We start from the raw sequence: 21,558 nt of genomic DNA, 5'->3' as shown, positions 1-21,558 counted from the left end.
TTGGCCTAAAACCAGGATCAACACATGAGCAAATTGTTTAGTCCCATCAAACTGGGTTCACTTGCACTGGATAACCGCATTGTGATTGCCCCAATGTGCCAGTACTCGGCACAAGAAGGCTGTGCCACCGCATGGCATCGTATCCATCTGGGACAACTGGCGTTTTCTGGTGCCGGGTTATTGATCGTCGAAGCCACCGCCGTAGAAGCACAAGGACGCATTTCACCGCAGGATCTCGGTTTGTGGGATGACACAACGGAACAGGCCTTGCAGACGGTAGTGAACGATGTTCGTCAGTACGCCGATATTCGCCTTGGGATTCAGCTCAGTCATGCGGGACGCAAAGCGTCAACCTTCGCGCCCTGGCAGGGCGGTACGCAAATTCCGCTGGAGCAACAAGGCTGGCAAACCGTCGCACCTTCCGCCATCCCGATGCATGAAGGTGAGCACCCACCGACTCCCCTGACCCATTCTGACCTTGCTCGCATTAAACAATCCTTCGTTGCCAGTGCCCTGCGCGCGGTACGCATTGGCTTTGAGCTGATTGAACTTCATGCCGCCCACGGTTATCTGCTGCACCAGTTCCTGTCGCCGCTTGCAAACCAGCGAGAAGATGAATACGGCGGTAGCCTGGAAAATCGTATGCGCTTCCCGCTGGAAGTGCTGGAAGCGGTGCGTGCGGCCGTGCCTGATCATGTGGCCGTCGGCGTCAGGATCTCCGCTACCGACTGGGTCGAAGGTGGCTGGGATGTGAAGCAATCCGCTGAGTTCTGTCAGAAAATTGAAGCGCTTGGCTCAGCGTATGTGCATGTTTCCAGTGGAGGTTTGTCAGCACAGCAGAAAATTACCGTATCGGCGGGTTATCAGGTGCCGTTTGCCCGTGAGTTGCGCAAAATCACCCGTATGCCGGTGATCGCCGTCGGACTGATCACCGAACCACGCATGGCGGAAGATCTGTTACAGGACGGCGACGCCGACCTGGTGGCCCTGGCGCGTGGCATTCTTTATGATCCGCGCTGGCCGTGGCATGCCGCAGCCGAGTTAGGTGCCAGCGTGCATGTGCCGCCCCAATATCTGCGTTCAGAACCACATGGGGTCAAAGGCAGCATCAAAGCCCGTTAAGCCTCCCCTGTCCGTAGCGGCGCGATTTATCGTGCGGATTTTTCTCGCATCGCGCACGAAATTGCGCGATAAATCGCGCCGCTACGACTGCATTACGTCCTTAAGGACACGATAAATCCGCTCATCGCCGCACTGCGAGACATTAAAGCGTAAAAATCGGTCACAGCTCCCCGACTGGCTAAAGGTGTTGCCGGGCGCGAGTACCACGCCCTGCCTCAGACAAGCGCGTGAAAACTCGGCGGCATCCAACCCTTCCGGCAGTTCACACCATAAAAACAGCCCGCTTTGTGGCACCAGCCACGGGCGAATACCCAGTTCCCCGAGCCGTTGCATGACCTGCTGCCGGTTATCGGCGAGCCGCTGCTTTATCGTCTCCATATGGCGTCGATAGCCGCTATCTTTGAGCACGTTCAGCAACAGATCAGCCGCCAGTCGGCCACTGCTGAAGCCGGTGGCAATTTTCATATCGATAAGTTTTTCCACCCAGGCCGGTTTGGCAGCGATATAACCGCAACGCACTGAGGCTGAAACCGTTTTCGAGAAGCTGCCAATCACCATCACCCGTGCAAAACCATCCAACGCCGCCAGACGTGGCGCGGTGTGCGTCTCCAGATCGGCAAAAATATCGTCTTCGACAATCACCAGATCCGAGTTTTCGGCGATTTTTAGCAGACGATGGGCGGTGGCCGGGGATAGCGTGCCACCCGTTGGGTTATGAATGCCCGAGTTGGTGATATACAGCCGTGGCGCATGCTGCGTTAATGCCTGCTGAAACGCCGCCAAATCGGGTCCCTGGAGTGTCCAGGGAATGCCAACCACCTTCACGCGCTGCGCCCTGAGCAGGGCATGGAAGTTAAAATAGCAGGGATCATCCACCAGCACGGTGTCGCCTGGCTCCAGTAGAAAACGACAGATCAGATCAATGGAGTGTGTACCGGAGTCGGTCAGCAACAGTTGGTCGGGCGTGGCGGAAAGTCCATAGGCTGCCAGACGCCGGGTCAACAGTTGGCGCAGTTCCGGGCTACCTGCCGGAACGGCATAGTCAGTCAGCAGCGCGCTTTCGCTGCGTGCCGCCTTGCGTAGCGCTCGCCGGATACCCTCTTCATACATCCACTCTGGCGGCATCCAGCCACATCCCGGTTTTGGCCTGTCCGGTGCGGCGTCCAACGCCTGACGCGTAATCCACAGCGGATCAACATCGCGCTCCACGGTCGGTGCCAACTGTGCCAAATCGAGCGGCGCAATCGGTCCTGAGACGAAGAAACCTGCACCGGGACGCGAAACAATCACGCTTTCGGCTTCCAGCCGGTCATAAGCCTCCACCACCGTCGAAACGGATACCCCGGCAGATTGGGCACGCGCACGCACTGAAGGCAGGCGGCTGCCTGGGGTCAAGGCCCTTGAGGCGATCTGCTGACGGATATCGTCCATCAATTGTTCGATACGGGTTTTGTTGCGCAAGGTCATCCCCCCAGCTGTACCGCTCAGTTAACCAGTACAGTTTCTTTAAATTGTACTGGATTGTATCTGTTATCGTCCCGGAAATCAGTGGTTAACTGCGCAATATTAACGAAGGAGGGATCATGAAAATTGCATTAAACGGTTGGCTGAGTGGTTTTATTGGGGTGATGATTTTTGCCGGTTCGCTGCCTGCCACACGCGCCGCCATCGGCGGATTTGATCCGTTATTTCTTACCTGCGCACGCGCCACTATTGCGGCGCTGTTGGGTGGCGCGTTGTTGATGGTGCTGCGCCAGAAACGTCCTGCTCTGACGGATATCCCGGCTCTGGCGATAACCGCGCTGGGCGTGGTGGTCGGTTTTCCGCTGCTGACCGCATTGGCCGTACAGCATATCTCCTCTGCACGTTCGATGGTGTTTCTCGGGCTTTTGCCGATGTCGACCGCCATTTTTGCCGTGCTGCGCGGCGGCGAACGGCCACGCCCGGTATTCTGGCTGTTTTCCCTGGCGGGCAGCGCCATTATTGCGGGCTATGCGCTGGGCGGAACGGCGGGAAACATGATGGCCGGTGATGGGTTAATGATTGCCGCCATCATTTTCTGTGGCTTGGGTTATGCCGAAGGGGCAAAACTATCACGACGGCTGGGTGGCTGGCAGGTGATCAGTTGGGCATTGCTGGTGGCCGTTCCGATGATGTTACCCGCCGCGATTTACACCGCACCTGCCACCTTTAGCGGCATTGCCATGCCCGCGTGGTTAGGGTTTGCTTACGTATCGGTATTTAGCATGCTGATAGGTTTTATCTTCTGGTATCACGGCCTGGCGAAAGGTGGTATTGCGGCGGTGGGACAACTGCAACTGATACAGCCCTTTATGGGGTTTGCGCTGGCGGCTTTGCTGCTACACGAATCGATCAGTTGGACCATGCTGGCGGTGGCAGGCGCCACCATTATGTGTGTGTTTGGCGCTAAGCGGTATGCGTCATAGCGTAGCGGCGCGATTTATCGTGCGCGGATACGGGCGATAAATCATGCCGCTACCTGTCCGTTATTGGTTCTGCGGATAACTCAGGGTTATCGCATCATCCGGCAGTTTGGTGAAGTCTCTGATAAGGGTGTGGAAATCAGCTACCGGATGGAGATCGCTAAACTGTTGCGGATAGAGGTCTTTCGCCAGAATTTCCATGCCAATGATGTTGTAAGGATGGTTATAGAAATGGTGATACACCCCATACACCCGGCCCTGCTTCACTGGCTCGATCTGCGCCAGCCCGGTACGACTCAGCAGTTTCTGGAAGGTCACACCCACATCTTTCGGATCGACACCGTAGCCAAACGGCAGCACGTTAGCGTTCGGGCGTTTGGAACCGGTCATGATGTAGACATCGGGTTTCATGGCGATAATTTTTTCCAGCGCCACAAAGCCTGAATTGCCCGGCAGCAGCGCAGAGCCGATATTTTTGCCACCGACCGCTTCAACCAAGCCACCCCAACCGTTGTGTCCGTGGGTAAAACAGCAGTTGTCGCTGTTACCGGCGATCGGCTCAATAAATACCGTAGGCTTATTTTTAACGTTATCAATGACCTGCGTCATCTTCTGCATATGCTGCTGGTAGAAATCGGTATAGGCTTTCGCCTCTTTTTCACGGTTCAGAATTTTACCCAGCAACGTCACGCTTGGCGCGGTGTTCTGTGCCGGATGCAGTTCGTAATCGACAAAAACGACCGGGATATGCAGGTTATTGAGGGTATCCAGCACACCTGATTGCTTCAACGCCGGTTTTGCACGTAGCTGGGCAATCATCAGATCCGGTTTTTGCGCCAGTACGCTCTCCAGATTGACCTGTCCCTGATCGTTAAAACCCATATCAACGATTTTTGTCGCTTCCGGCCAACGGCCTTTCAGCATGTCCCAGGTTTGGGTGTCCTGTTTTTTCGGCAGGTTGTTCCAGGCAACCACGCGTTTGAACGGGTCATCACGATCCAGCAACGCCAGTGTCAGGACGTCGCGGCCATCCTGCAAAATAATGTGTTGCGGTTCGTGATTGATGGTCTGGGTGTGACCATCCATATCGGTGACACTCAGCGGATAGGTGGTGGCGCAGGCCGCCGTTGAAGCCAACAACCCCATAGCCAGTAACAGGCGCGTTTTCATCGCAAACTCCGTGATAAAAAGAATAGTTATTATTATCAATAACCTTAACACAACCTTAAGTTGCAAAAATAAACTGCACATCAATAGGTTGTGCCGGAGTGCGAGGAAAATGCACCAACTCAGGTGAAATCCGATAATTTTTGCCCGGAAACGATCAATTCTTTCAACAGCATCTGACGCCGTTCTTCTGGCGTATCGCGACTCACCATAAAGCAGATCGCCGCCACCGCCTGCCCGCTACGCGAACGAATCGGCGCGGCCATACAGCAGGTAAAACTCTCGGATAACCCTTCGGTCAGGCAATAGCCCAACTGTCCGGCACGATGGATATCTTCGAGGAAGGCCTGTTTGTCGAGGATTTGCCCGTTCGCCAGACGGTAGTCCTCTTCCGGGATGAGATCGAGAATGGCGCTATCCGACCAGTTACTGAGCAGCAAACGGCCGGTAGCGGTCCAGGTGATCGGTACCCGCACCCCGATATCAGACGTGATTTTGAATGGGTGGGCGTTGCTTTCCGACAACACCACGGTGTACTTATTCCCCTCCAGCATACAGAGCTGCACCGTTTCACCATGACGGGCCACGATCTCAACCATTAGCTGATGAGCACGACGGATAAGATCGTTATGCGCCATGTAGTCCGCACCGTAATAGTGCATTTCGCGGCCAAAGAACACGGCTCCGTCGGCATCCAGCTCCACCAGCCCGGCCTCACTCAACAGGCTGACTAATTCATAGACGCTGGAACGCGGCGCACCGGTGGCGTCGATCAAATCACGCATCGCCATAGGCTGACGGGCGGTATGCAACTGGCGAAAAATGTCGATAACCCGGTCAACGCCGCGCGCACGCGATGGCTTTTCGTCCGGCATAAGCAAATTCTCCTGATGCAGTCGGGCGGTCGCGCCAGACAGTAAAAAAGAAAAGCATCATACACCCAGCGCCGACGTTAACCCATCCCCGTTAATTAAAATTTTAATGTCTGACTTTATATTTCTTTGTTCTATTTTGGTGCCTCATTTTAGCGCATGGCAGTCAGATCATTTTTTTAAATCACGAGAATGGTCACATTTCCATTTGGAAATTTTCCTCCTCTCTTTTTTATTTTGCGATCGCGACGACATCACAAAAAATTAAATCCCTGGCGACATATTGCAAAAGTAAAAATCCTGTGCAAATCTTGCCCTATCCGATATTGCAGATAGCAGTCCGATATATCAGACAGTTGTCATGCAGTGCAAATTGGCATTATCAGAACAAAAAGGAGCAGCGTTGCATGACGATCACACGTTATGGCATTGAAGGCGGCACGGGTACCGGTGGGCAAAAACTGCCGTTCGCACGGGCAGTTGAGGCCGATGGCTGGCTGTATATCTCGGGCCAGACACCGATGCGTGAAGGCGAAGTGGTGGAAGGTGGCATCATCGAGCAGACTCGTCTGGCCTTTGATAACTGCCTGTCTATCATGCGCGAGGCGGGTTATACGGTGGAGGATGTGGTACACGTCACGGCGGTGTTAACCGACGCACGTTACTTCAGTTCATTTAATAAAGTTTTCAGCGAGATATTTACCGGAAATCCTCCGGCGCGGATTTGTAGCGTGCAGGATTTAGTCGTCGACTGCAAAGTGGAAGTGGATATGAAATGCTTCCGCGCCGATCGAAAATAATATTATTCACCTGATTATAAACTGCGTTTTTATTTACCCGCCCACACCAGGGCAGTTCGTTAATAACTGATGCTTTTCATGTCGTCTCCATTAAATAAGCGAGCAAAACAATGAATGCAACTTCGTTAAAAATCATCGGCGGAGCGCTGGTCATGCTGGCCGTTGCCGGTTGTACCCCCACGGAAGAGAAAAAAGAGGCGGGAGCAGCACCCCAATCGGCGCTGCAAACCGTATTGCAACGCGGCACGTTGCGCGTGGGTGATTGCCTGAGTTTCGCCCCTTTCGGCTTTTACGATAAAGACGGCAATCCTGATGGTTATGACGTCGATTTGGCGAAAGCCCTGGCAAAAGAGATGGGGGTGAAGCTGGAGATGGTAAACACCACCAGCGCCAACCGCATCCCTAACCTGCAAACCAACAAAGTGGACGTGGTGTTCTGTAACTTCACCCGCAACCTGGAACGTGCCAAAGAGATTGGCTTCACCAATCCGTATGTGGTGGCGAGCGAAGCGATGCTGGTACGTAAAGAGAGCGGCATCAAGTCGGCGCATGACATGGCCGGTAAAACCATCGCCACGGTGAAAGGTTCAACCAACGGTGACGAAGTGCGCAGCATGGGCATTGACGTGAAAATTCAGGAGTACGACTCCTCACAGGCCGCCATTCTGGCGGTGAAGCAGGGTCAGGCCGATGCGATGATCGAGGATAACAACTTCCTCGCTTACCAGGCCAAGCTCGATCCGACGCTGACCGTCACCAACGAAGCGCTGGTGCCGCTGGAGTACAACGCCTTTGGCGTGAAACAGGGTGACCAGGTGTGGTTGAACTACCTCAACGAGTTCCTGTTTGAGATCAACGCCTCCGGTGAGAATGCCACGCTGTACCAAAAATGGTTTGGCGATAAGCCGCGTTACCCACTGAACCCGCAATTCTGATTGCCTGCGGCGCAGCAGCACGGGCTGCGCCGCAAGAAGGAGCCCATCCATGAGTTATCAATGGCTAACCCTGTGGAATTATGGCGAGACTTTTCTGGCCGCCGCCTGGCTGACACTACAGGTCACCCTTCTCGCTTTTATGCTGGCGGTCGCACTTGGATTGCTGGCCGCTCTGGCGAAAGCCACCACGTTAGCCCCACTACGCTGGCTGAGTCACTGCTATGTCGAATTCATCCGCAATACGCCAGTGTTGCTGCAAATCTTCATCATCTTTTTCGGTCTGCCTTCACTCGGTATCACCATGAGCGCCTTTACCGCTGGCGTGCTGGCACTGGGGATTAACGTCGGGGCCTATCTGTCGGAAACATTTCGCGCCGGGATACAGTCGGTGCCCAAAGGGCAACTGGAAGCCGCATGGATTTTGGGTATTCCACGCCATCAGGTGTTTTTAAGCGTGGTATTGCCGCAGGCGGCGCGCGCCGTGTGGCCTGCCATTATCAACAATCTGATTCAGCTATTGCTCGGTACGTCGCTGTTGTCGGCAATTGCGCTGCCGGAACTTACCGGTACCGCCACGGTGATCAACGCCCGTACCTTGCTGTACATCCAGACCTTCAGTGTGGTGGCGCTGGTGTATCTGCTGTTAAGTAATCTGTTTTCCTGGCTTGGTAACCTGGTGGGACGGCGCATGTTTCATCCGCCGCTGGTGACAAAGGTAAAAAAGTCCGCCTGGTGGTGGGCAAAAAAATGGCTGACTAATCCACTGAAACGGGAGAATGCGCTATGAGCGACTTGATCATCAGCTCGTTGCCGCTGTTGCTGAAGGGGCTGGGTATTACCCTGCTGCTTTCTGTCGCCGCCATTATTGGCAGCACCCTGCTCGGCCTGCTCGCCGCCGTGTTGCGAACCAGTCGTGTGCCGGTCGCCCGACAAATTGCCGTGTTGTACACCGAGCTGTTTCGCGGTACGCCGGTGTTGATCACCCTGATGTTTATCTACTTTGGCGTGGCTTATTTTGGCTATGAAATCAATCTGTTTGCTGCGGGTATTCTCGGTCTGAGTATTTACCAGGGAGCCTACATCGCCGAAGTGTTTCGTGCCGGGATTGAAGCGGTACCCAGGGGGCAATGGGAAGTGTCGTGGATTCTCGGCCTGTCAAAACGCCAGACCTTTCTTAGCGTGATTTTGCCGCAGACACGCGGCATCGTCTTGCCGCCGCTGGTGGGACAGTATCTGTCCCTGATTAAGGACACCTCGATCGTTAGCATGATCGGCATGTCGGAACTGATGCACCAGGGCCAGGCCATTGTCGATCGTATCGGCCAGCCGGTGGTGATTTATGGTCTGGTGGCCGTGTTGTATTTCGTTGTCTGCTTTCCCCTTTCTCGTTGGGTTCAACATCATCAAACCAGGAGCCAGTTATCATGAGCAAATCCGCCATTACGCTGAGCCGTATCACTAAATCGTTTGGCAGCACGCAGGTGCTGAAAGAGATCAGCCTGGATGTCTCGCCCGGCGAAGTGCTGGTGCTGATTGGCGCGTCCGGTTCGGGCAAAAGCACCGTGTTACGCATCATGAGTGGGCTGGAAACCGCTGACGGCGGTGAAATCTGGGTTAACGATGTGCCGCTGCACGACACTAAACGCAGTCGGGAAATTTGTGGTCATGTTGGCATGGTGTTCCAGCAGTTCAACCTGTTTCCCCACAAAACCGCACTCGGTAACGTGACGCTGGCGCTGATTAAGGCGCAAAAATTGTCCGAAGCCGAAGCCAATAAACGTGGCATGGCGGCCCTGACGCGTGTCGGACTGGCGGAGCGCGCCCATCATTATCCGGCGCAGCTCTCCGGTGGACAGCAGCAACGTGTGGCGATTGCCCGTGCGCTGGCGGTAGAGCCAAAAATTATGTTTTTTGATGAGGCCACTTCGGCGCTCGACCCCGAGTTAGTCGGTGAAGTGATGGAGGTGATGCGCAGTCTGGCGCGTGAAGGCATGACCATGGTGGTGGTCACTCACGAGATGGGCTTTGCGCGCAAAACCGCTGACCGCGTCGTGTTTATGGATCAGGGCGTGATCGCTGAACAGGGATCGCCCGAGCAGATTTTTGTTCATCCGCAAAATCCCCGTACCCAGCAGTTTTTATCACGCGTGCTTGAGCATTGATCGGAGGCGTTATGTCGATTCATTTTCCGTTGGTGGCGGATGGCCTGCTGGATGCGCAACAACCCGCGCCACGCTTTAAATCCGTGGCTGGTCGTGGTGATACGCCGTTGCCGGCTGGCACCCCGGTGTTTGCCAGCGATCAGGTGTTTTCCCCGCTGATGCTGATGAAGCAGTCAGCGCTGGAGAATAATTTGCGGCAACTGGCAGATTTTTGTCGCGAGCAGGGCGTAATGCTGGCGGCACACGGCAAAACCTCGATGTCTCCGGCCATCCTGCGCCGGGCGATTACGGAAGGTGGGGCGTGGGGATTAAGCGCCGCAACCCCGGCGCAGGTGCGCGCACTGCGTCAGTTCGGCATTCGTAACGTCTTTCTTGCCAATCAACTGGTCGACCCCGCGGGTATCCGCTGGATTGGCGAGTGGCAAAAGCAACATCCAGACCACGGCTTTCTTTGCTATGTCGATTCAATGCAAGGGGTGCGTTTACTGGAGCAACATCTTGGCGACAGTCGCATCGCCGTGCTGCTGGAGATGTCGGTGAGCGGCGGGCGCACCGGTTGCCGCTCAACATCTGTGGCACTGGAAATCGCCACCGCGATTGCCGCCAGCCCTGCCCTGCAACTGGTGGGCGTAGCGGGCTATGAAGGCGCGCTGGGAGCCGGACGCGATACCGTCGGTATCGCCAGAGTGCACGATTATTGTCAGATGCTGATCGCCACGGCGGCGCTGCTGGCAGAGAAGCAGTTGTTCAGCAGCGACACCATTATTCTCAGCGCCGGTGGCGGTGCCTGGTTTGATGTGGTCAGCTCCTGTTTCACCGAAGCCCGGTTGCCGCTACCGGTCACGCCGCTGATTCGCTCGGGTGCCTATATGGCGCACGATAACGGATTGTATGCCCGCATCACCCCGTTTGCCCAATCGGGCAGCCAGCATCATTTTGCCGCCGCGCTGGAAGTCTGGGGGCGGGTGTTATCGCGTCCTGAGCCTGGCCTGGCATTTGTTGATTTCGGCCGCCGTGATGTGCCATTCGACCAGGACTTGCCGAATCCGCTGTGGGTGCGAGATGTCGATGGCAGCGCGCCTCGCGTGGCTGCTGGCATGCGTATCAGCGAGGTAAATGATCAACATGCTTATTTGTTGTTGCCAGAGGAGGATGCGCTGAAGCCCGGTGACTGGGTGGGCTGTGGCATTTCACATCCCTGTACCGCGTTTGATAAATGGCGGTACTTACCGCTGGTCGATGACGATTATTGCGTCACAGATTCACTGGAAACAGCATTCTGAGTGATTTTTCGTCAACCGCCAGAGCAGATTCTGGCGGTACAACTCACTTACGATTGATCAGCCCCAGCACGATGACCACCGACAACGCGACCAATCCCGCAAATTATAAGCAAGATACCAATCGGGGCATTGATTAAAAAACCAGCACGTCAGCAAATGAGATCTGCCACGATACCGCCAACCACTAATCCGATACTGGTCGAAAGACCAATACACAATGAGGAGAGCGTGAAAAGCGCTAACCCTGCCACCAGCAGATGACGACGATCCAAGACTGAGTTATCAATGACAATCATGGTATAGCTGACCAGGATAATTGCCAGGATAATATTCGAATAAGAAACTGACGCGGTCGTTGACGGCGAAGCACTATCGCTCATGGTAAATGCTCATTTGTTAGCGAGTTAACGGTGGAGTATTAGCAGAGGTGTGATGTAGAAGAGGGGAGTAACCGGGCAAACCACTGCCCGGTTAAACATGGTCAGTTTAATGTGGACATATCGATCACAAATCGATATTTAACATCACCTTTTTCCAGGCGTTCAAAAGCTTCATTCACCTGATCGGCCGTAATCATTTCAATGTCGGCGGTGATGTTGTGTTCGGCGCAGAACGCCAGCATTTCCTGGGTTTCATCAATCCCACCGATATTTGAACCGGCAAAACTTCTGCGTCCTTTAACAACGTTAAATGCGCCGATCTCAATGGGTTCTGGCGGTAAACCGACCAACACCACGGTGCCATCAATCGCTAACTGTTGCAGATACGCATTGATATCGTGTTTGCCTGATACGGTATCGATGATCAGATCGACTTTACCGGCAAATTTTTTCATTTGGTCAGCATCTGACGTCAACACCGCCTCATGTGCCCCTAAGCGTTTAGCATCCGCCACTTTCGCCTGCGATGTGGTGTACACCACAACCTGTGCGCCCATCGCACGGGCAATTTTAATTGCCACATGTCCTAATCCACCAATACCCAGCACGCCGACCACTTTTCCCGGACCCGCCTGCCAATGTTTTAAGGGTGAATAGACGGTAATGCCCGCACACAACAAGGGGGCTGCCGCAGCCATATCGTCAAAATGCGGCATTTTCAGGGTGTAACGCTCTTTACACACATAGGTTTGGGCAAAACCACCCAACGTCATACCACCAAGATGTTTATCCGGCGTGTTAAAGGAAAGCGTGGTGCCATGTGCGCAGAATTGTTGCAGATCGCGTTCGCAGGCCGGGCAGGTTCCGCATGAATCGACAATGCAGCCCACGGCAGCAAAATCACCCACGTTGAATTTTTTAACTTCTGAACCTACGGCAGTCACCCGACCCACAATTTCATGTCCGGGCACCATCGGATAGTGGCTGGCACCGAAATCATTTTTCACCTGATGAAGGTCAGAATGGCAAATTCCGCAGTAGAGGATTTCCATCTCAACATCATCGGACAACAAGCCGCGACGCTGAATGCTAAACACCTGTAAGGGATGGGTGGATGAATCCGTGCCAATCGCTTTAATGGATTTGATCATGATTTCCCCGATGACAACTTGAGTGATAAGGGATCATACTGGCTGGCGCCAGCATGATTAAGCCAGCCAGAGATATTGAGGATATGAATCACATTCATGAAATTCCCCCCTCTCATCCCGGCGTTTGCAGTTTCCCGGCTCGCATCGCCGCAATCACGCCACCATCAATCAACAGATCGCTTCCGGTGACAAACCCGGCATCCGGCCCCAGCAGGAAAGAGGCGGCAATCGCAATTTCCTCCGGAGGTGCCATGCGTTTCACTGCGGAGGCATCCACCATGGCACGATAAATATCACCAATTTCCGAGTTGAGTTCATGCAATGCCAGCGGTGTCACCACCACACCCGGACTGATGGCGTTCACGCGGGCACCCTTCTCACCCCAACTGACGGCAGATGCCTGAACGCGCAGATGGTTGGCACGCTTCGCCAACATGTAGGCCACAAGCGTGTTCGGGACAGCGTCCTGTTGCAGGAAGGGTAGCGCCAGCAATTCTTCGGTTGGCGTATAGGCTAATGCATGGTCCTGTTCTGCGGATAGCGCAGGCATCATATGACCGGCCATGCTGGAGATAATCAACCCGGCACCGCCCGCGGCGATGACCGTTTCGAACACCTCAAACACCAGCGCTGCACCATAGAGATCCACTTCCAGCACTTTTTCTACCGGTGCCATATTGGGCGACAAGCCTGCCGTATTGATGACCTGCATCACCTTGCCGAGCGAGGAAGCACGAGCCGCCAACTTTTCCACCGACTCACGCGAGGTCACGTCAACATCCTGTGTCTCGACGCTATAACCCGACGCATTAAGTTGATCTGCTGCCTGTTGTAGAGTTTGTGGGTTGAAATCAGCCAGCAGCAAGGTTTTGCCAAAACCCTGACGGCGGGCAATCGCCTGACCAATGCCACCAGCGCCAATAATTACCACGATATCTTTCGTCATGTTGACCTCACAATCATTTGAATGGGGTGATCGCCCGACCAGGCGGTTCAATCGATGAGCGAAAGTCTATACGCGGCGGATTCAGGTGATAAGATGCTTAATAGTTAATGAACTTAGATCTGAGATTTATAAATGCTGCGAGATGAGCTGGGTGACCTGGCTGCTTTTTTAGTAGTGGCTGAGGAAATGAGTTTCACGCGTGCCGCCGCGAGGCTCTCAACCTCACAGCCTGCGTTGAGCCAAACTGTCCGACGTCTGGAAGAGAGGTTAGGCGTACGGCTGTTGATTCGTAACACCCGTAATATGGCTGTCACCGAAGCCGGTGAACAGCTGTTGAATACCTTGCGCCCGGCGTTTAGCGATATCGACAATCGTTTGCAATCACTGAGCCAGTTTCGCGATAAACCTGCTGGCACCGTACGCATCACCGCTGGTCAACACGCCGCAGATACCCTGATTTGGCCCGCCATTAATGAGGTGTTGCACACCTACCCCGATATTAAAATCGAGCTATCGCTGGATTCCGCGTTGACGGATATCGTCAGTGAACGCTTTGATGCCGGAATTCGTCTGGGTGAACGGGTAGAACAGGATATGATTGCCGCTCGTATCGGCCCCGAGTTACGTATGGCTGTGGTGGGCACACCTGACTATTTCGCCCGCCATCCAGCCCCTGCGTCGCCTCACGATTTACCTCAGCATCCCTGCATCAATATCCGCCTCCCCAGTTCCGGTGGCATCTACGCCTGGGAATTCACTCAGGGAGAACGCGAGCTTAACGTTCGCGTCAATGGGCCGTTTATTGTCAACAATCTCAGCGCGGCGCTGAAGGCTGCACAAGCCGGAGTGGGCCTGGCGATGGTGATGGAAGACATGGTGGAAACCCAGTTGGCAGAAGGTCAGTTAGTGCGGGTGTTGGCAGAATGGTGCGCACCTTTCGCCGGTTATCATATTTATTACCCCAGCCGTCGCCTGCTCTCTCCGGCGTTTCAGGTGTTATTACAGACGTTACGTCGGAGAAATGCAGCTGAAGAAAAACCACGCTGGCCGGTTATCGACGGTAATAATCAATGATCCGTTCTCTGTGGCGACGCGCAATATTTAAGCCCTGGGTAAAAATCCCCAGGGCAAGTAACAACATGCCTGCTGGCATGATAAACAGGTATATAAACGCATCGTCCTGAGTCTCTTTGGGCAAAGAGAAGCGAATCAACAAGATTTCAAGACCGATGAGCGAAATGAGCGTAATAATCTTGAATATTCCATGAAGTATCTGTAGCCAATTATTGCCATCATCTGTGGGTGAGTTGATACGTTCTCCAGACATCATCGCCACGTTAATTTGCTGTTTTTCGCCCTGTTGCGTTGCGAGTAATTGCCCCCGTTGCCCATGACGTATCGCCTGCGCCGCCCACTCCAGCATCAGCCACCGATAACCCGGCGTCCAGGTTGCAGCAACCGGTAAACGGTGCCAGTTATGCTCTGGTATGCCACTCAGTGTTTCGTTGAAGGCATCCTTGAGCAAATGCAAACCTTCACCCTGCAAATTCCCGCTCCATATGTGGCGTAAATTGGCTGGCACCACCTGCTTTGCGGCGAATAAGATATCCAGGTATTTCTCGACCTGATGCTGGTGGCAGTTGAGGCTGCGAAAACACCACACCGGCATCCGGGTGTCAGGTGATGGGCAGTGATGGGCAAATAACAGCGCCGTTGCGTATTCACAGAATGCGTCGTCATTAGCCCCCTGCAACTCCATGATAATCAGCAAACGCGAATCACAAAAATAGGTCATGATCCATTCTTCCAGCATCGAACATTGTGGCAGCGCCTGGAGCAAATGGAGGGTCGGTTTTTGCAGTAATGTGTGGTTATGTATGATGGCGCTGGCATCCTGCTGGGTTGGTTGATCGGCGTTGCGGATGTATAGCCAGACTTCCGGCCTGTTAAGCGTTGCAATATCGAGTTGGTCTAACAAATGGGTTAAAATCTGTTGCGTGCGACTCAACCCCATATCTTCATCAACGCCGACACTGAGTTTACGCGGAATATCTTTAAGCGGCGGCATTTCCCCTTCCAGGCGAAGCATTTTAAGGGCCGCATCTTCCACCGGAAAAAGCGAGCTATGTTCAGCCAGTCGGATACCGGCTGAGGCGTGGTTAATCCACCAATTACGCTGCTCAATATAACTTTTTTCCATCATGTCGGCCCAAAACTGACTGACACTGTGGAAAAGCAAGATAAGGGTGTAAATCAAAGCGCCTGCAAGTAACGGGACCACCAGCATCCAGATTATCTTCAGCTTTGTGGATGCCCCCGGTTCTAACACCAGCGCGCTGATAATCGCAATAATAATTCCCGGCAAAATAGAGAAGGATAAGCTGATCAGGCCAGGGGAGCGCAGATCGTCTGGCCAATAAGGTTCAGGGAGGGGTTTCCAGATATTCATGATTCAACAGCCCCTGCGCCAGGTAATGAAGAAACGAACGAACAGCCGCATTTAGCCTGGTACGCCTCTGTCACCACATTCCGGCCATTCATGGTCCATCCAGGATGGCCCTCGTCAGCCCTGGTTTTACCATGAATGGTGCAACGGGCGCTGTCGCCCAATAACATAACGGGTTTGCCATCAAACATTTCACCGGTCGCATCAGTCACGCTTCCACCGTGCGATAATTTGTCTCCGAGACGGATAACGCCTTTTATCATGTGCTTAATCCTTTAATGTCCATTATTTATTGTGCACCGGGTAAATAATCAGAGCCCGGCATTCAGGTCGCATTTCATATTAGTCCAGCCATGATAGTTTTTAACTTCGGGTATGCGGTCGGGCAGGTTCTGGAAGTTGGTGTAATACTGGTTTACCGAGCGATGTAAAATACGCGGGTCGATATATTCCCTGCCCCATAATGATGTATCCAGGCCTTCAGCCGGACGTATGGCATAGATATGGTGTGCTATTTTCCTCCCTCTGAACTCCACAACATAGTCCACACCTGTTCCGCCAGGTTGCAGACGCGGATCGTCAAAAGGCAGCGACGACATATAAATGCGTCCCTGTTTGGTGAGGAGAAAACCCTGATCGTTGACGACGGTCAGGGACTGGATATTGTCATAACCGGGCGCATTTGAACCATTGTCTTCTTCACCATTTATTGAGGTTGTTTGCCAGGTTCTTCCATAATCTTTTGAAATGGTCATTACACCAATCATACCCCAACCGGGTATGGCAATATAACGCTCTGAGGGATGAATATAGGGTTTGGTAAAAATACGGTAACCCCATTCATGCACTTCACTCCTGATCCCCCGTTTCTGGTCCACAAACCACAAGGCCCCTTCACAGTTAAATCCCTGTAATTCCAGCCAGCGATGGCCATCAAAACGGTACACCACCTGTACCGGCTTCTGCTGAGGTTTTAACAAGTGATTCTTGCACCCGCCTAGAATCAACAAAACAACAACCAGCATCATCGAGGTAAATCCTTTTACATATTTTCGCATCATTAAAACACCATCTTGTGGTTTGTTGAGGGAGGACCCAAATAATTGACCGATTACGGCATATCCCACTGAGGTAACGGGATCTCTTTATGGTGAAATTTTCCAGGTCGAGCCGGATCAATTTTGGTTGCAGGCTGGTACTCATTCACGACACCAAATTCACCGTCTGGTAAAACTCCATCAGGTTTGTTCATGAATTTTTTGGTTTTATCCAAGTCCAGCTGACCGGTGATGTAATATGACTTAGCAAACTCATTCGGATTATATTTATGCCGCCAGTCGGCCAACTTTCTTAGCCGCAGCCAGAATTCCGGATCCTCAAATGCCATACAGTTACCAATGGCGAGGTCATACGCCACCGCTTTTTCCTGCACGTTCGGGTCCATCACAATGGCCGAATGCTGGCTGAATTTTACCGGATCGCCATATTTCGCCATCTCTTCAATTTCCTGGTCGGTTTTATTCCGCAATAACCGATATTCCATACGCTGCTGAGAACCAATAACCCGGCCGCCAGTAAACTGCGTTTTGTAAAAATAATTCACCGCACTCAATTCATTTTCAGTGAGTACATGCCCTGGTTGCATAAAATAGGCGTGTAATTCGAGCACCGGACGGGTTTCTTTTACCTGCCACACGCCCTCGTGGGCACGGGCGGAATAATCGATATAGCGATCCTCTCCCGCAATACCGGTTTTAAACTTCATCTCCCCTTCATTGCTGCTGCCCATCATGGTCAGTTCAAACACCTGTGGCAGCGCTTCGGCATTGATGGTTACACCGCTGTGATGCGGATAGGTCGCGTTGGTGGCCCAACCGTCATAGCGGAAATCCCCTTCTTGCCAGGCAGGTTTCTCAAACGGCTGACCCGTCGGGTTGCCTCCGGTGGTATAGCGCTGGCAAAACGCCCGCTGATAAAGGTTCTCCATCCCGGCGGCTAGCTGGTCAGGGATCCCGCGCCAGCCAAAACCCTGCACGCTCTGGAGCGATACGATGCCATCGTCCGGGCAGAAGTAATTGTACACCCGACCATAATTGTTACGGCTGTAGCGCGGGTCGCTGTGCCACTGATGTTTGCGCGCCAGCGTACCGTCGTTCATCATCGCCTGCACAAAGTCCGGGTGATAGCGCCCGGCAGGATCATATTTGGGGTTAGTCGCCATCAGCCGGCAAAAGTTACGCAGGGTTTCCTGACGGGCTTTTGCGGTCTGCTGGCGGCCTGGGAGCTGGTTTTCCAGAAAACGCGGTGCCAGCGAATAAGGGGAATGGCAGAGGATGGTGCAGTCAGCCACTGCATATTGGGGGTCCTGCTGTCTTACCAGCATATTGGCCAGCATGGTGATAATGGTGCCCTGGCTGTGCGCAACGATATTGATAGTATCAAGTTCAGTTGCCTTATTTTTTCTGATCTCCAGTATCAAATCCGCCAGCCGCTGCGCGGCAAAGAACTGATAAATGCGGTGCGGATTGCCGTAAATCGGGTGCGTATAATCCCCCCCGTTCAGCTTGCGGCTGTAAACGCCCGCCATCCAGATCGCGCCGCCGTTGGCGCCCGGTCCGAGCATATCCGGGATGCAGGTGGTGGCATTGGCAAAAGTACCACCCCCTTTGGCGACGGCCAGATCCAGCACGTTACCGTAGTTATCGTTGCAGAATGCGCGCATTTCCGGGTTAAGTTTTTTCAGGCCTTTCGGATCATTCTCCTGGAAGGCGTCATAAGGCAGCAACGATTCCAGCCCGAGTTTTTTGACCGCGTCACGATAACGCTGCTGGTCGTTGTCATACGTTTCCCGATCTACCGGGCGATATCCCCAGTAAAACGGGATCACTGGCGAGCGACCGCTTTGGGTGACGCGCCGCGCGGCACCTCTCAGGTCGGTTACGCCGCTCATCTCCCCCCATTCATGCGGATGCATATCCGTGCGCGCCAGCCGGGTATTCAGCCCGGCGACAATCCCCTGCTCCTGTGTCTCGTAGGCATCACCGATATCGTTGACGCCATGCACCAGAATAACGATGCAGGGTAACGGGCTGCCGACCGCAAAATCCTGGGTAGTCATCGCTCCCCCAGTCTCACGATCCACACCAATAACAGTCCCGAGTACCGGGTTGTTGAACGCAGCGTTCGCGTGCTTTTCCTTGCTCATGGTTTTGCCTCCCTGACTAACGTAATTTCCAGCTGTTCTGTTTCCGCCAAATCCAGTAACGGCGAACAACCATTGGCATCCGTGGTTCCTTCAATCACGCCGCCATCCGAAGTGGTTACCCGAAAGGTTTGATGCAGCAGCGGATGCTTGCGGTCGCCATCACGGTACAGCCTGACCCTGCGCACCAGCTGGGTATCTGCAAATACCGGATCCACAATCTTTGCCATCTCACCTTGTTGATAACTGAGCGTCGGTGATTTCTGTTCAATGTATTTTGGCGAAAAAATTTCAACGCCCCCGCCGGGATGGATACGGATCCCACCGCCGCCGCAGTGGAGAAATAACCCCTTTTTCGCGCTGATTTGCACTTCGCCGTTCACGCTGGTCAGTTGCATATTCTGATCCGCCAGCGCGCTTAGTTTGCCTCGTTGGGCCTGTAAGCTAATGTGGCCGGACGCGGCAATCAGTTTGATCCCCACACGACGTACAAATGCAGAGATCCCTTGTCCGGCCGCCAGAGACAGGGTTTTAAAGATATTCACGCTGCCGTTATTGCTGGCGGTAATCACCGCATCCTGCCCGGCGGAAAGTTGCAGGCTTTCCGGCGTGGCCTGCACCAGTCCGGCATCGGCCCAGGCAACAATCCCCGCTTTATTCAACCCGGCCAGTGACTGGTTGAGTTGTTGCTGTGGCGCGGTATCCACTGCATCAGCTCCGGCCTGACCTGCACTCCCTTGCAGGCTATAAGCCAGGCTCAGCGCCTGCTCCAGATGGCGGATGGTTGCGGCCATCTCAAGCTGGCTGCCATTAACATTCGGCTCTGCAGCAGTGGTCAGGAGAATCCCCTCCCCTGCTCTGACGGATGCATGGTGCCGAGTACGGAGTTCAGCACCCGCACCGCGAGCTTGACGCTTGCTGTCCACCAGATGGCCGATATTGAGCTGCGTTTTACCAAATTCGCTTGCCAGCTTGATATGCTCACGCCCTTTCTCATCCTCCATCCGCAGTTTGTTTTTTCCAAAAGTACGGATGACGTTGCGTGTGCTATTGAGATCATTGACCAGGTCAGGATTGATAACATCATGCAGGACATGCGCAATGTAGGGACGTTCCGGATCACCACCTTCAAAGGCAATCGCGACTTCGGTGTTATCCAGTAGCGGGAAATGCACGCCAAAACGGTCCCCCGCGTAGATTCGCGCCAGACGCACCGGCATACTCTCCTGCCCCTTAACCCATTCATCCAGGTCGAAGCTGAATTTAACCCGGTAGCGCCCCTGGCGATCGGGGCGCGCCAGAGTGTCATTAAGATGAAGGCCGGAGATTCGCGCCGGTACCGTGCCCGCAATAACGGGACGCGCGATCCGTTCGGGTCGCCACGCCACGCGTGCGCTGAAGGGAATGCCGCTTAACTCAGCCAGGAAAGGCGTATTACGACCTCCACGACAGTTCAGGCTCACCACCAGCATGCCATCTGCAAAAGAGCTGGGATGTTCCCCGATAATTCCCACCACCCTACCGGGTAACAGCGCGGGATCATCAACCTGTGCGGCGAGCCGGATGCGCTGACATAAATGGCGCTCATGACGAATACGGGCGAAAAACCAGGCCGTTTCGGCTTCGCCACCCTGCATACTTGCCCAGCGATCGCCTTCGCCGTGATGAATATCGGCGTAATGGTAATCACGGCCGCGAGTGAAAGGCGCTTCATTCCCCATATCCGCAGAGGATTCCAGGGCGGTGAGGCGTTGGATGCGGTAGTCATAGTCGCGGGTGTGAACCGCCGCAGGCACCACCGACGCAGAGCTGGTCATGTTGCGGATGGTCAGGTGCTGCCCCGACATACCAGCCTGGGGTAACGCGATGATTTTATGACCCAAAATGTACCGTGACGGCATATCGCCAAAAACCATGACCGTTAAATGGCTGGTCGTTTCATGTGGCTCAAAGCGAAACCAAATCCCCACTTCAGACAACAGACGCAGAATGAAATGCAAGTCGGTCTCCCCCCACTGGACAATCATTTCACGCTCGGGGTAAGTCCAGCACAGGCCATCCATATCGATTTCATAGCCATGCATACCGTGCGACTTGAGCACACGGCAAACCAGTTCAGGCACGGCGAGATTCTGAAAAATGGCAAAACGACGGGTATGAGCGAGCAAAGAGAGGGGATGTTCAAGCGTGATTTCGTATAGCGCTTCATCGCGGCTGGCAGCGACACGCGACATACCGGTTATCACACCATTGATTTCGCGTTGTTCTTGCCATTGAGCCTCGGGGGGATTGCCATCTGTGGGAGCGCGGATCCTGAACGAGGCCTTTTTCATCACCAGAGTATCAGGCGGGATATCACGATTTTCAGAGCAAAAACGGATAGCATAACGCCACGGTTGGCTGAGTGCCTCCTCCCCCGTAAACGATTCAACATCGGCATAAACATCTTTATTTTCAAAGCATAACAGGTAACGATTGTGCGAACTCTTCCGATCATCCTCACGAAAATTTGTGTTAGTTAACATGCTTTCTCTCCCTGAAAGTCAGTTCACAACATTTAATTTCGGGAGAGAATAGTCAACACAGGTGATTTAGTGAACAAATACCTGTCAGTTTTGCGGCATAACACCAATTTTGGCGGGCGGCTT

20 protein-coding genes are annotated in these 21,558 nt (G+C 53.7%); 9 read left to right on the top strand and 11 right to left on the bottom strand.

What is annotated here, in order from left to right; translation table 11 throughout:
- Positions 1 to 24: 24 nt before the first annotated feature.
- Positions 25 to 1,122 carry an NADH:flavin oxidoreductase/NADH oxidase gene (locus AC6I8R_RS20690; RefSeq protein WP_415173245.1) on the top strand — a complete coding sequence of 366 codons (1,098 nt, stop codon included), beginning with the start codon at positions 25 to 27 and terminating at the stop codon, positions 1,120 to 1,122.
- 81 nt (positions 1,123 to 1,203) lie between these two features.
- Here AC6I8R_RS20690 and AC6I8R_RS20685 read toward each other — a convergent pair whose 3' ends face one another.
- Positions 1,204 to 2,589, bottom strand: a complete 1,386-nt coding sequence (locus AC6I8R_RS20685) for an aminotransferase-like domain-containing protein (RefSeq protein ID WP_497832796.1) — start codon at positions 2,587 to 2,589, stop codon at positions 1,204 to 1,206.
- A gap of 116 nt (positions 2,590 to 2,705) precedes the next feature.
- Between AC6I8R_RS20685 and AC6I8R_RS20680 the strand changes: the two genes are divergently transcribed.
- A complete protein-coding gene (locus tag AC6I8R_RS20680; protein ID WP_497832795.1) occupies positions 2,706 to 3,569 on the top strand; it encodes a DMT family transporter in 864 nt (287 codons plus the stop codon).
- Between the two features lie 60 nt (positions 3,570 to 3,629).
- Here the strand turns inward: AC6I8R_RS20680 and AC6I8R_RS20675 are convergent, their stop codons facing one another.
- Entirely contained in the window at positions 3,630 to 4,736 is a 1,107-nt protein-coding gene (locus AC6I8R_RS20675) for an ABC transporter substrate-binding protein (protein WP_497832794.1), read from the bottom strand.
- A 119-nt stretch (positions 4,737 to 4,855) separates the two neighbouring features.
- Positions 4,856 to 5,608 carry an IclR family transcriptional regulator gene (locus AC6I8R_RS20670; protein ID WP_415173249.1) on the bottom strand — a complete coding sequence of 251 codons (753 nt, stop codon included), beginning with the start codon at positions 5,606 to 5,608 and terminating at the stop codon, positions 4,856 to 4,858.
- A 404-nt stretch (positions 5,609 to 6,012) separates the two neighbouring features.
- On the opposite strand from AC6I8R_RS20670, the gene AC6I8R_RS20665 reads away from it, so the two are divergent.
- From AC6I8R_RS20665 to AC6I8R_RS20640, 6 genes are all read left to right on the top strand, one after another.
- Positions 6,013 to 6,405 carry a RidA family protein gene (locus AC6I8R_RS20665; protein WP_497832793.1) on the top strand — a complete coding sequence of 131 codons (393 nt, stop codon included), beginning with the start codon at positions 6,013 to 6,015 and terminating at the stop codon, positions 6,403 to 6,405.
- Positions 6,406 to 6,515: 110 nt separating this feature from the next.
- A complete protein-coding gene (locus tag AC6I8R_RS20660) occupies positions 6,516 to 7,340 on the top strand; it encodes an ABC transporter substrate-binding protein (protein WP_415173250.1) in 825 nt (274 codons plus the stop codon).
- A gap of 49 nt (positions 7,341 to 7,389) precedes the next feature.
- Positions 7,390 to 8,127: an amino acid ABC transporter permease gene (locus tag AC6I8R_RS20655; protein ID WP_497832792.1), complete on the top strand. Its 738-nt coding sequence runs from the start codon at positions 7,390 to 7,392 to the stop codon at positions 8,125 to 8,127.
- Complete coding sequence (locus AC6I8R_RS20650) at positions 8,124 to 8,768, top strand: amino acid ABC transporter permease (RefSeq protein ID WP_208725981.1); 645 nt, start codon at positions 8,124 to 8,126, stop codon at positions 8,766 to 8,768. Before AC6I8R_RS20655 ends, AC6I8R_RS20650 begins: the two co-directional genes overlap by 4 nt.
- Positions 8,765 to 9,502: an amino acid ABC transporter ATP-binding protein gene (locus tag AC6I8R_RS20645; RefSeq protein WP_208725982.1), complete on the top strand. Its 738-nt coding sequence runs from the start codon at positions 8,765 to 8,767 to the stop codon at positions 9,500 to 9,502. Before AC6I8R_RS20650 ends, AC6I8R_RS20645 begins: the two co-directional genes overlap by 4 nt.
- An 11-nt stretch (positions 9,503 to 9,513) precedes the next feature.
- The gene (locus AC6I8R_RS20640; protein WP_497832791.1) at positions 9,514 to 10,785 is read left to right on the top strand and encodes an alanine racemase; all 1,272 of its coding nucleotides are present in this window, start codon (positions 9,514 to 9,516) and stop codon (positions 10,783 to 10,785) included.
- A 149-nt stretch (positions 10,786 to 10,934) separates the two neighbouring features.
- Here the strand turns inward: AC6I8R_RS20640 and AC6I8R_RS20635 are convergent, their stop codons facing one another.
- The 3 genes from AC6I8R_RS20635 to AC6I8R_RS20625 form a co-directional block, all read right to left on the bottom strand.
- The gene (locus AC6I8R_RS20635) at positions 10,935 to 11,165 is read right to left on the bottom strand and encodes a hypothetical protein (protein WP_415173254.1); all 231 of its coding nucleotides are present in this window, start codon (positions 11,163 to 11,165) and stop codon (positions 10,935 to 10,937) included.
- Positions 11,166 to 11,266: 101 nt separating this feature from the next.
- Positions 11,267 to 12,319 (bottom strand): NAD(P)-dependent alcohol dehydrogenase, encoded by a 1,053-nt coding sequence (locus AC6I8R_RS20630; protein ID WP_497833052.1) that lies wholly within the window; start codon positions 12,317 to 12,319, stop codon positions 11,267 to 11,269.
- 109 nt (positions 12,320 to 12,428) lie between these two features.
- Positions 12,429 to 13,262: an SDR family oxidoreductase gene (locus tag AC6I8R_RS20625; RefSeq protein WP_497832790.1), complete on the bottom strand. Its 834-nt coding sequence runs from the start codon at positions 13,260 to 13,262 to the stop codon at positions 12,429 to 12,431.
- Between the two features lie 132 nt (positions 13,263 to 13,394).
- Between AC6I8R_RS20625 and AC6I8R_RS20620 the strand changes: the two genes are divergently transcribed.
- The gene (locus AC6I8R_RS20620) at positions 13,395 to 14,336 is read left to right on the top strand and encodes a LysR family transcriptional regulator (RefSeq protein WP_497832789.1); all 942 of its coding nucleotides are present in this window, start codon (positions 13,395 to 13,397) and stop codon (positions 14,334 to 14,336) included.
- On the opposite strand, the gene AC6I8R_RS20615 is transcribed toward AC6I8R_RS20620, so the two are convergent.
- From AC6I8R_RS20615 to AC6I8R_RS20595, 5 genes are read right to left on the bottom strand one after another with little or no spacing between them, the layout of a single operon-like run.
- Positions 14,314 to 15,711 (bottom strand): hypothetical protein, encoded by a 1,398-nt coding sequence (locus tag AC6I8R_RS20615; RefSeq protein WP_497832788.1) that lies wholly within the window; start codon positions 15,709 to 15,711, stop codon positions 14,314 to 14,316. The two genes, AC6I8R_RS20620 and AC6I8R_RS20615, sit on opposite strands and share 23 nt — an antisense overlap.
- Entirely contained in the window at positions 15,708 to 15,971 is a 264-nt protein-coding gene (locus AC6I8R_RS20610; protein ID WP_415173259.1) for a PAAR domain-containing protein, read from the bottom strand. Before AC6I8R_RS20610 ends, AC6I8R_RS20615 begins: the two co-directional genes overlap by 4 nt.
- Positions 15,972 to 16,019: 48 nt before the next feature.
- On the bottom strand, positions 16,020 to 16,766 hold the full coding sequence (locus AC6I8R_RS20605) for a T6SS immunity protein Tli3 family protein (RefSeq protein WP_497833051.1): 747 nt from the start codon (positions 16,764 to 16,766) through the stop codon (positions 16,020 to 16,022).
- 53 nt (positions 16,767 to 16,819) lie between these two features.
- Positions 16,820 to 18,913 (bottom strand): T6SS effector phospholipase Tle3 domain-containing protein, encoded by a 2,094-nt coding sequence (locus tag AC6I8R_RS20600; RefSeq protein ID WP_497832787.1) that lies wholly within the window; start codon positions 18,911 to 18,913, stop codon positions 16,820 to 16,822.
- Positions 18,910 to 21,435 (bottom strand): type VI secretion system Vgr family protein, encoded by a 2,526-nt coding sequence (locus AC6I8R_RS20595; protein WP_497832786.1) that lies wholly within the window; start codon positions 21,433 to 21,435, stop codon positions 18,910 to 18,912. Before AC6I8R_RS20595 ends, AC6I8R_RS20600 begins: the two co-directional genes overlap by 4 nt.
- Positions 21,436 to 21,558: the final 123 nt, after the last annotated feature.

The organism is Pantoea sp. X-Soil-OKNW-713, assembly GCF_059730685.1.
Note: the sequence above shows the minus strand (reverse complement) of the source record. Positions and strands in the feature narration are given on the sequence as shown.